This window comes from Methylobacterium brachythecii (assembly GCF_014196345.1).
Lineage (GTDB): Bacteria > Pseudomonadota > Alphaproteobacteria > Rhizobiales > Beijerinckiaceae > Methylobacterium > Methylobacterium brachythecii.
The window spans coordinates 1-8,916 of sequence record NZ_JACIDN010000020.1; the positions used below are offsets into that span (position 1 = coordinate 1).

An 8,916-nucleotide genomic window follows, 5' to 3' on the forward strand; every position below is an offset into this window, starting at 1 on the left:
TTCACGAAGCAGCATGGTGAGGCGCCCCGTCAGAACAGGCCGGGCACGGATCACTGAGGCTGGATGCAAAAAGACCGCCGCGGCGAACCGGGCGGCCCTCGATTTTTGTTGGCCGAAGATCAGTTCGCGCCACTGGCTCCGCCGCTGCCGCGAGCACCTGGCTGCGACGGCGACCCAGAGTTTCCACCGGTTGCCGACGGGGAGGCATTCGCGCCGCCCGTCCTGCTTGTGCTCATGCTCTTGGTGGTCGTGCGCTTATGGCGGCTACGGGCGTCTGCCGGTGCCGTCATCTGCGCCAGGACCAGAGATGAGAGCGCAGCAGCGCAGGCGGCGATCGAGATTTTTTTCATGGTCGATCCCAGAGAGAGAGCAAGGATCGGCGTAACTCGCTGTTGGCGTAGATAGTTCAGCGGAGTGCGGTCAGTTGCTCCCGCCGCCGCCTGCGCCAGTGTTCGGGCGTCCTAGCTCTGGGCGCTCCGCGTTGCCTGACGAGCCGGGATTGTTCGACTTGGTGTCGGAGCCCAAGCCGCTTTTTGGCACTTCGCGATCCGATCCTGGGCCGCCATTTTGTGGGGACGATGGGGCTGTCCCCACGTCCGTACCGGCCGGCGTCGTTTTCGAAGGCGCAGTCTGGGCAACGGCAGGTGTCGTGAGCGCCAGGGCGAGCGCAACGATGGCAGCGGTCTTCATATCCACTCCTGTTTCGCGAATAGTTTGAGCGCAACTCGCTTGTGCGCGGATCGTTCAGTCTAGACACAACGAAGCCCGCCACGGGATCGGTCCGCGACGGGCTCTGAAGCTGGGGCTCACAGGAGAGTGAGACGGACCCAGGCACGGTGAACGGGGGGCGCTACGGACGGTTCAGTCCGGGTCGCCGCGCGTGTTGACGCAGGGCGCTTTCAGCTCGGGCGGCACGTCCGTATGCAGCTTAAGCTCGCTCGCGGGGGCAAGTCGCGTTCCGTCGCCGCAATATCCTTATCGAATGACGGCGCCGCGATCGGCACGGAATGGTCTTGGACCAACGGTGCCGCAGCTCGGCCGTTGGAGCCCGGCGATCCGTCGAATTGCGCGGGCATGGTCAATAATGCGCTTACCGAGATGGGCCGCGACGGGTGGTTAGAGCTCGCGTGACGCCGCTGGCGAGCCGTTGGGATCGTTCGAGCTGCTTTCAGTTGCTCCCGCGCCTTCGTCTCGGTGCAGCCTCTTCCCATTCACGATCGCGCTCCCGCAGAAGATGGGCCCGCTCCTCGTAGATTCTCAACTCCGCCGCGGTAGGGTCTTCTTCGGTCACCCGAACTGGCGGTGCTTGGCGGGGCATGTCGTAAAGCATGAGGCCGATGAGAGCAGAGACCATCCTGTCGAGCTGACCGCTCGTGACCACGTGCGCTCTCAAGCTCTCGCGTCGAGTTCGCATGGCGAACGTCGCACAGGTCGCACCGGTGAGGCCGAGTGCGTCCAGCGTCTCTGAGTCGAGTGGGAGCCGATCCGCGGGCATGGCCTGGAGCCTCTTCATCCGGCGCGCGGTGGTATCCTCCGCGGAATGGAAATCGCGCAACCCCGGGTAACGCCTCGCGAGGTCCATCCAGACGTGATTACGGATCGTCGTGATCCGGGCCGGGCCGATTTTCCTCGCCTCGATGAGTTCGACCGGCGTCGCAAGCGCCAGAGCGGCCATGTCCGAGAAGCCGGCCTTTCGCAGGCGTCCACGCAAGTACCCGGTCAGCAAACGTCTACCGAACCCGGCTATAACGAGGTGCTCCAGGGCTGCCCCGGAAAGCTCCTCGAAGAGTGGCAGTCGCGCGGCGATCTCGTCAAAGAGCACTGGACCTGCCGCTCTCATCGACAACGGTGCCGCCAAGGGCTTCGTCGAAAGCGGCTTCCAATGCTGCAGGGGCGATTGGCTACGGCCATGCCGCTCAGTGGAGCTCGTAGCAGTTCACAACAACTCGCTGCGCTCTCGTCACATCGAAAAGCGACGAGCACTGAACGAGATAGCTCACGTCCTTCTTCCGGAACAGGATGAGTGAGGTCCGGACGTCGAGGTTGCCGGAATAGGCCGCGACCTCCCAGCCATCGCTCAGAAGGCGCTCGATTGTCAGCGGGTTGCCGGCGGCGGATGCGGCGCAGGCGCTCAGGAGATAGAATGCGAGACCGATCCAACGCATCGAATGCTCCCATTTGTGAAGGATCCAAACGCGGCGAGTTCTACACGATTGCCGGTTGGCGGACCTTATCTCGCGGATGCCCTGACGGATTTGCGGGTCTCTCTTATGCTTCCGCGAGAACAATGCCGACGAACGAGGAAGTTTTTCAGCAAGACTGTTGCTCGCACTGGCCGCCAGCCGCATCCGCAGCAGTCTCGATTCTGAATACGAACGGCTGGGAGAAGCTGCCCGAGATATTGTTACGGCAGACCTTGAAGTTTCAATCCCTTTTCCGCTTCAAGGCGCTGAGGAAGCGCTTCACGCCTTTCTCATGGCCGCGCTGGTCGTCTTCGGCGGATGGTTCGACCTGAACATGACCTGACCGGTATTTTGGACCGGGCTGATTGAGAGGCTACTGCAGGGTGGCGGCCATGGGTAGCTGGTAGGCCAGATCCGGGACGGTGACAGGCGCGGGCGGCCGGTAGCCCAAGGATGAGTGCGGCCGGACGCGGTTGTAGGTGTTCTGCCAGAGGGCGATCACGACCTGCGCTTCCTTGAGTGAGTAGAAGATCTCCTGCCTCAGGCACTCGTCGCGCAGCTTGCCGTTGAAGCTCTCACAGTACCCGTTCTCCCATGGCGATCCCGGCGCGATGTACTGGATCTCCGGCCCCGTCTCCGCGACCCACTTACGCAACGCCTTCGAGATCATCTCCGGACCGTTGTCACAGCGGATATGCTCCGGGATGCCGTGCAGGCACATGGCGTCGGCCAACGCCTCGATCACGCCGAGGCTGTTGATCCGCCGGGCCACCTTCAGCGCGAGGCACGCCCGACTGTGCTCGTCGATGAGCGTCAGGATGCGCAGGCTTCGCCCATCGTGCGTCTGGGCTTGCACGAAGTCGAAGCTCCAGACCTGATTTCTTCGAAGCGGCCGCAGTCGCACACACGAGCCGTCGTTGAGCCAGAGGCGGCTGCGGGGTTTATGTCGGCTCGGGATCTTTAGCCCCTCGCGACGCCAGATGCGCTGGACCCGATCCTTGCCTACCTGCCAGCCGTCTGCTCGCAGCAGCGCAGTGACGCGGCGGTAGCCATAGCGCCCGTACTCGGACGCCAGGGCAATGACGGCGCGGGTCAGCTCATCTTCGTCGGCCAGCACGGTCGGCACGTAGCGTTGCGTGCCGCGGTGCTGACCGACGATCCGGCAGGCGTGACGCTCCGAGAGACCATACTTCTCCCTGATGCCAGCAATCGCCTGCCGGCGTCGCTCGGGGGCTACAAGTTTCCCGAGGCGACGTCCGCCAGCACCTGCTTCTCTAAGGACAGGTCAGCCACAAGCCGCCGCAACCGAGCGTTCTCGCGCTCCAGGTCCTTCATCTTCTTGGCTTGATCGATCCTCAGTCCGCCGTATTCCTTGCGCCAGCGGTAGTAGCTCTGCTCGGAGATCTCCGCCTCCTTGCACGCCAGCGCCAAATTCTTGCCCTGTGCTGTCTGCACCTCAATCTGGCGCAGCTTCAGCACAACCTGCTCCGCACCCGTCTTCTGACCTCGCTTCATGTCCAACTCCTTCGGTCCTGGCTGATCCTCTCAATCAGCCCGGTCCAAAGCCAGCCGGTCAGGTCACCGCCCGGTCGACAGTTCCAAACCGACTCTGTTTATTGAGGCACTTGAAGTCCCATGCGGCCATTTGGGCTGGTCGATAGGTGTGAACCGCCGTTTGCGTCGACCCCCAGCGATACAAAGGCGGGAAGAAACTGCAGCCTTAGCTATTGCCACATACCGCGCATGCGGCTGCGAAGGTCGATCTTAATCGGCTGAGGAGAAGAGCGAGTCCCGTCACTTGCTGCCGCTCTCGGCCAAACCGACTGCTCGAACAATGCCAACAGCGCAGTCGGGATAAAGCGCGTGCGCTGCGCGTAGATGTGCCGATCGCCCCTGGCGCTCTGGCCGTGCGTGAAGAAGCGTTGGGGCGTGATGAGGTGAAGATCGTCCTTGGCGCGGGTCATCGCGACGTAGAGCAAGCGCCGCTCTTCTTCGATCTCGGAACTCGTGCCGGTGCCGAGATCGGACGGCATGCAGCCGTCGACAACGTTGAGCACGAAGACCGACTTCCATTCCTGGCCTTTGGCCGAATGGATCGTGGAGAGGATCAGATAGTCCTCGTCGCGTAGCGGGATGCCAGCCTGGTCGCTCGTCGCATCCGGCGGGTCGAGGGTCAGCTCGGTGAGGAAGCGCTCGCGGGATGGATAGCCGCCGGCGATCTGCTCCAGCTGGACGAGATCGAGCTGCCGAACCTCCGCATCCTCGTGGATGCGTTCGAGATGCGGCTCGTACCAGAGTCGCACTCGCTGGAGCTCGGCGGGCCAGCCCGCGCGGCCGCCGCGGAGATCTGCCATCGTGTCGAGGAATGCCCCCCACGTCTCGGCGCTTTTCGGAGCGGGAGCGTCCCGGAGCGCTTCGGCAGGATCCGGGGACGCAGCGACATGGTCGAGCACGCGCCTTGCCGATGTCGGTCCGATGCCAGGCATCAGCAATAGGACGCGGAAGCCAGCGACACGGTCGCGGGGGTTCTCGGCGAAGCGCAGGAGCGCCAGCAGATCCTTGATGTGGGCGGCTTCGAGGAACTTCAGGCCGCCGTACTTCACGAAGGGGATGTTGCGGCGGGTCAACTCGACTTCGAGGGGGCCGCTATGGTGGGAGGTGCGGAACAGCACCGCCTGTTGCTTGAGCGTCGATCCACCCTCGCGGTTCTCCAGGACACGCTCGACGATGTAGCTGGCCTGCCCGCTTTCGTCGCGGACGGTGACGAGGTGTGGGCGCGCAATGGCGCTCCGATCGGTCCAGAGGTTCTTCGTGAACCGCTCCGTCGCCAGGCCGATCACGCCGTTGGCCGCTTCGAGAATCGGTAGCGTCGATCGGTAGTTGCGATCCAGCGTGACGATGTCAGCGGGGGGCGTGAACTGCGCCGGGAAGTCGAGGATGTTGCGCACGGTCGCTGCGCGGAACGCGTAGATCGACTGGGCATCGTCGCCCACGACGGTCAGGCCCCGTCCGTTCGGCTTGAGAGCCAGCAGGATCGAGGCCTGGAGCCGATTGGTGTCCTGGTACTCGTCGATCAGCACATGGTCGAAGCGACCGCCCATGTCCTCGGCGAGATCCGGATCGGACGCGGCTTGCGCCCAGTAGAGCAGCAGATCGTCGTAATCGAGCGTGCCCTGCTGCTGCTTCGCTTCGACATAGGCTGCGAAAAGCTGCTTGAGCTCGGCGGCCCACATGGCGCACCAGGGGTAGGAAGCCTTCAGGACATCCTCGATCGGCGTCTCGGCATTGACGCAGCGCGAGTAGATCGCGAGGCAGGTCCCCTTGGTCGGGAAACGGTTGGCGGTCTTCGAGAACCCGAGCTCGTTTCGCACGAGATTCATCAGGTCGGCCGAGTCCTCCCGGTCATGGATGGTGAAGGCGCGCTGCAGACCGATCTGCTCGGCATATTCCCTAAGCAGGCGCGCACCGATCCCATGGAAGGTGCCGGCCCATTCGAGGGCTTCTGCCATGGCATCGGCTCGCTCGCCGATTGCGATCCGCATGATGCGCGAGGCACGGCGCGTCATCTCGGCAGCAGCCCGACGCGAGAAGGTCATGAGGAGGATGCGCCGCGGATCGGCACCGTTGACGATCAGATGCGCCACTCGGTGCGCCAACGTGTTCGTCTTGCCTGACCCGGCGCCCGCGATGACGAGAAGCGGCGATGCGGGCGTCGTGTCTCGCTCACCGATCCCGTGTTCGACCGCCTGGCGCTGTCTGGGATTGAGCGTCTCAAGGTAAGCGGTCGCCGGCACGGTCACGAATCATCTGTCTGCCCTGCAAACGACGATGGTTCATTCGCGTTTTGTTCGCAACGAGCCGGGCGCTTGCCGTTCGATGGCGAGGTGCCGTCTGGAGGGTCCCTGAGATCCTGGATCTGGCAGCATCCGGGCTTGCGCGTGGCGTTTCGAAGGGAGCCCGGAAGCGCGACGTGTCCTGACGAATGGTCGCGGGTTCGAACGATCCGACCCCATCCTGGTTCACCCGGCTCTACCACCGTCAGGACAAACCATGGACCAGGGCGACCGCGCACCCCTCTCTCGTCGTCAGATCGTCGGCGTCGGTACCGGCCTGGCGGTGGCCGCAACCGGCGCCGGTCAGGCACCAGCCGTCGCGCAGGGCGGCGGAGGCTCGCAGCCGCTGACCGATCCGATCTCAAAGTTCCCGAAGCCGCCCTTCAAGCAGCAGTCGCAACCCTGGCCGGGGCTTGCAGGCCGCATGGAGCCGAAGCCCGATCATGGCGAGACGAGCTACCGCGGCTCGGGGCGGCTCGCCGGCCGGAAGGCACTGATCACCGGCGGCGACTCCGGCATGGGCCGCGCCGCCGCGATCGCCTTCGCCCGAGAGGGAGCGGACGTCGCGATCAACTATTTTCCGGACGAGGAGCCAGACGCGCAGGAGGTCGTCGCGCTGATCAAGGCGGAGGGCCGCAGAGCCGTCGCGATCCCCGGGGACCTGCGCGAAGAGGCCTTCTGCCGCGATCTCGTCGAGCGGGCGGTTCAGGGGCTCGGCGGCCTCGACATCGTGGTGAGCAATGCTGGCCGCCAGCAGGCTCACGCCTCGATCCTCGACATCTCCAGCGAGCAGTTCGACTGGACGATGAAGACGAACATCTACGCGCCGTTCTGGATCATCAAGGCGGCGCTTCCGCATCTGAAGCCCGGCGCGGCGATCATCGCGACGACCTCCGAGCAGGCGACCGACCCGACGCCCGACCTCTACGACTACGCGCAGACCAAGGCGGCGACGACCAACTTCGTCCGTTCGCTCGGCAAGCAGCTCGCCGGGAAGGGTATCCGCGTCAACGGCGTGGCGCCCGGGCCGATCTGGACGCCGCTGCAGGTGTCTGGGGGTGCCTCGATGGAGAAACTCGAAAAATTCGGTGCGCAGACGCCGTTCGGCCGTCCCGGCCAGCCGGTCGAACTCGCCGGCATCTACGTGCAGCTTGCCTCGGCCGAGAACAGCTACGCTACGGGGCAAGTCTATGGTGCAGCCGGCGGAAACGGCCTTCCGTAGGCGCGCCGAGCACCCGCCGCCAATTCACTGTGACTGGCGTCGGCCATTCGGGATACCGAACCGCAGCGCCGCCTGCTCCAGAAAGTCGATCGCATCGATGAGGTGCTCACGCGCCATGCCGACCGAGGCTTCCTCTTCAGCCGGTGCCTCGGCGAGCGTCACGGCGGCGATCAGCACGCGGTCCCGCTCGTCCTCGATCCGCCGGTCTCTCTCGACGGCGCCGCGCACCCGCTCGTCGAAGACTTCGATCACGCGCCAGGGCAACGCATCCTTGTTGACGCCTGACTTGTAGGTCTTGGCACACCGTCGAGCGTGCACGGCGGCTTGCTGGATGGCTTCGGACAGTTTGGGATCCATCGCGACGTCTCCGGTCCTGCGTCAATCGATCGGCGCGAAGGTCGCCGATCCGAATAGGACCCGCCATCTTGCGTGTCCTCGCCAACGGCGCTCTGCGAGGACACACGTTCGATATTGCTTTCGGGCACCCGGCGGCGGCTAGGCTGCCTGCGCCATCGGCTTCGGGGAAGGCGCGTCCATCGCCCTCAGATAGACCTCAAGCAGTGTCTCGTGCTCGTCGCGTTCGTCCTTGTCCTGCTTGCGCAGCTTCAGGATCTCCTTGAGCACTTTCACGTCGAGCCCGTCACCCTTGGCTTCGGCGAAGATCTCCTTCTTGGTCTCCATGAGATCCTTGATCTCCTCCTCGACCCGCTCGATGCGCTCGATGATGGAGCGGATGCGATCGCCCGCGACGCCTACCGTGTCGGTCGTATCGGTCATGCTGTCCTCGATGTTGAAATGCCCGTTCAACTTCGCGGCTTTCGGTAAGCGGTCGGTTAAGCCGGGCCGCCCGGTCAGATCCCAAGTCCGAGCTGCCGAGGCTTCGCCGACGACCCGTCTTCCAGCGCAGACAGGGAGATGCCCAGCAGCCGGACGCTTCGCCTCAGGGGAAAGACGTCGCGCAGCAGCCCTAGGGCGATATCTTCGAGCGTCGCGCGGTCGGGCACGACCTCGGTCATGGAGCGCGCCCGGGTGATCTGGACAAAATCCGAGAACTTGACCTTCAGCGTCACCGTCCGTCCACGAAGGCCCTTGGTCTCGCAGGCCGTCCAGACCTTCGAGACGATGGGCGCAAGGCGTTCCGCCAGGATCTCGAACGTGTCGGCATCGTCCGAGAACGTGTTCTCCGCGCCGATCGACTTGCGGATGCGGTGGGCCCGGACGGGTCGGTCGTCGATCCCGTGCGCGACGGCATGGTAGTAGCCGGCCGACGAGCCGAAGGCCGCCTGCAGTTCCTCGATCGATCGCTCCTTGAGGTCGCGACCCGTCTGGATGCCGAGCCGTTTCATTTTGGCTTCGGTGACCGGGCCGACACCGTGGAACCGACCGATCGGAAGCGCCTCGACAAACGCCGGACCCATCGTCGGCGTGATCACGAACAGCGCGTTTGGCTTCCGGTAGTCGGAAGCGACCTTCGCCAGGAACTTGTTGTAGGAGACGCCCGCCGAGGCGACGAGGTCGGTCGTCTTCAGGATTTCGGCCCGGATGGCCTTCGCAACGTCCGTTGCGGTCGGCAGGCTCTGGATGTTCTCGGTGACGTCGAGATAGGCCTCGTCCAGGGAAACTGGTTCGATCAGTTCGGTATGCTTGGCAAAGATCGCGCGGATCTCCTCCGAGATCG

Annotated in this window: 9 protein-coding genes; 2 read left to right on the forward strand and 7 right to left on the reverse strand. The window is 64.3% G+C overall.

Going from position 1 to position 8,916, the window contains the following annotated elements; genetic code table 11:
- Positions 1 to 1,168: 1,168 nt before the first annotated feature.
- Positions 1,169 to 1,822 carry a hypothetical protein gene (locus GGR33_RS25545; RefSeq protein WP_284212184.1) on the reverse strand — a complete coding sequence of 218 codons (654 nt, stop codon included), beginning with the start codon at positions 1,820 to 1,822 and terminating at the stop codon, positions 1,169 to 1,171.
- A gap of 94 nt (positions 1,823 to 1,916) precedes the next feature.
- On the reverse strand, positions 1,917 to 2,165 hold the full coding sequence (locus GGR33_RS25550; RefSeq protein WP_183515004.1) for a hypothetical protein: 249 nt from the start codon (positions 2,163 to 2,165) through the stop codon (positions 1,917 to 1,919).
- Between the two features lie 157 nt (positions 2,166 to 2,322).
- Here GGR33_RS25550 and GGR33_RS25555 point away from each other — a divergent pair, with 157 nt between their 5' ends.
- Positions 2,323 to 2,526 (forward strand): hypothetical protein, encoded by a 204-nt coding sequence (locus GGR33_RS25555; protein WP_183515009.1) that lies wholly within the window; start codon positions 2,323 to 2,325, stop codon positions 2,524 to 2,526.
- Positions 2,527 to 2,556: 30 nt separating this feature from the next.
- Here the strand turns inward: GGR33_RS25555 and GGR33_RS25560 are convergent.
- Both GGR33_RS25560 and GGR33_RS25565 read right to left on the reverse strand, forming a co-directional pair.
- Positions 2,557 to 3,698 (reverse strand): IS3 family transposase gene (locus GGR33_RS25560; RefSeq protein ID WP_183515012.1). Its coding sequence is split into 2 segments (ribosomal slippage): positions 2,557 to 3,431 and positions 3,431 to 3,698, totalling 1,143 coding nucleotides; the frame shifts between segments, so codons are not numbered across the junction.
- Positions 3,699 to 3,907: 209 nt separating this feature from the next.
- Positions 3,908 to 5,983 (reverse strand): ATP-dependent helicase, encoded by a 2,076-nt coding sequence (locus GGR33_RS25565; protein ID WP_183515016.1) that lies wholly within the window; start codon positions 5,981 to 5,983, stop codon positions 3,908 to 3,910.
- 250 nt (positions 5,984 to 6,233) lie between these two features.
- On the opposite strand from GGR33_RS25565, the gene GGR33_RS25570 reads away from it, so the two are divergent.
- Positions 6,234 to 7,238 (forward strand): SDR family oxidoreductase, encoded by a 1,005-nt coding sequence (locus tag GGR33_RS25570; RefSeq protein ID WP_183515020.1) that lies wholly within the window; start codon positions 6,234 to 6,236, stop codon positions 7,236 to 7,238.
- A 24-nt stretch (positions 7,239 to 7,262) separates the two neighbouring features.
- Here GGR33_RS25570 and GGR33_RS25575 read toward each other — a convergent pair whose 3' ends face one another.
- The 3 genes from GGR33_RS25575 to dinB form a co-directional block, all read right to left on the reverse strand.
- Positions 7,263 to 7,595 (reverse strand): hypothetical protein, encoded by a 333-nt coding sequence (locus GGR33_RS25575; protein ID WP_183515023.1) that lies wholly within the window; start codon positions 7,593 to 7,595, stop codon positions 7,263 to 7,265.
- 138 nt (positions 7,596 to 7,733) lie between these two features.
- Positions 7,734 to 8,015: a DUF2312 domain-containing protein gene (locus GGR33_RS25580; protein ID WP_183515110.1), complete on the reverse strand. Its 282-nt coding sequence runs from the start codon at positions 8,013 to 8,015 to the stop codon at positions 7,734 to 7,736.
- Between the two features lie 74 nt (positions 8,016 to 8,089).
- The coding region (dinB, locus tag GGR33_RS25585; protein WP_183515692.1) for a DNA polymerase IV at positions 8,090 to 8,916 on the reverse strand (827 nt) is incomplete at its 5' end.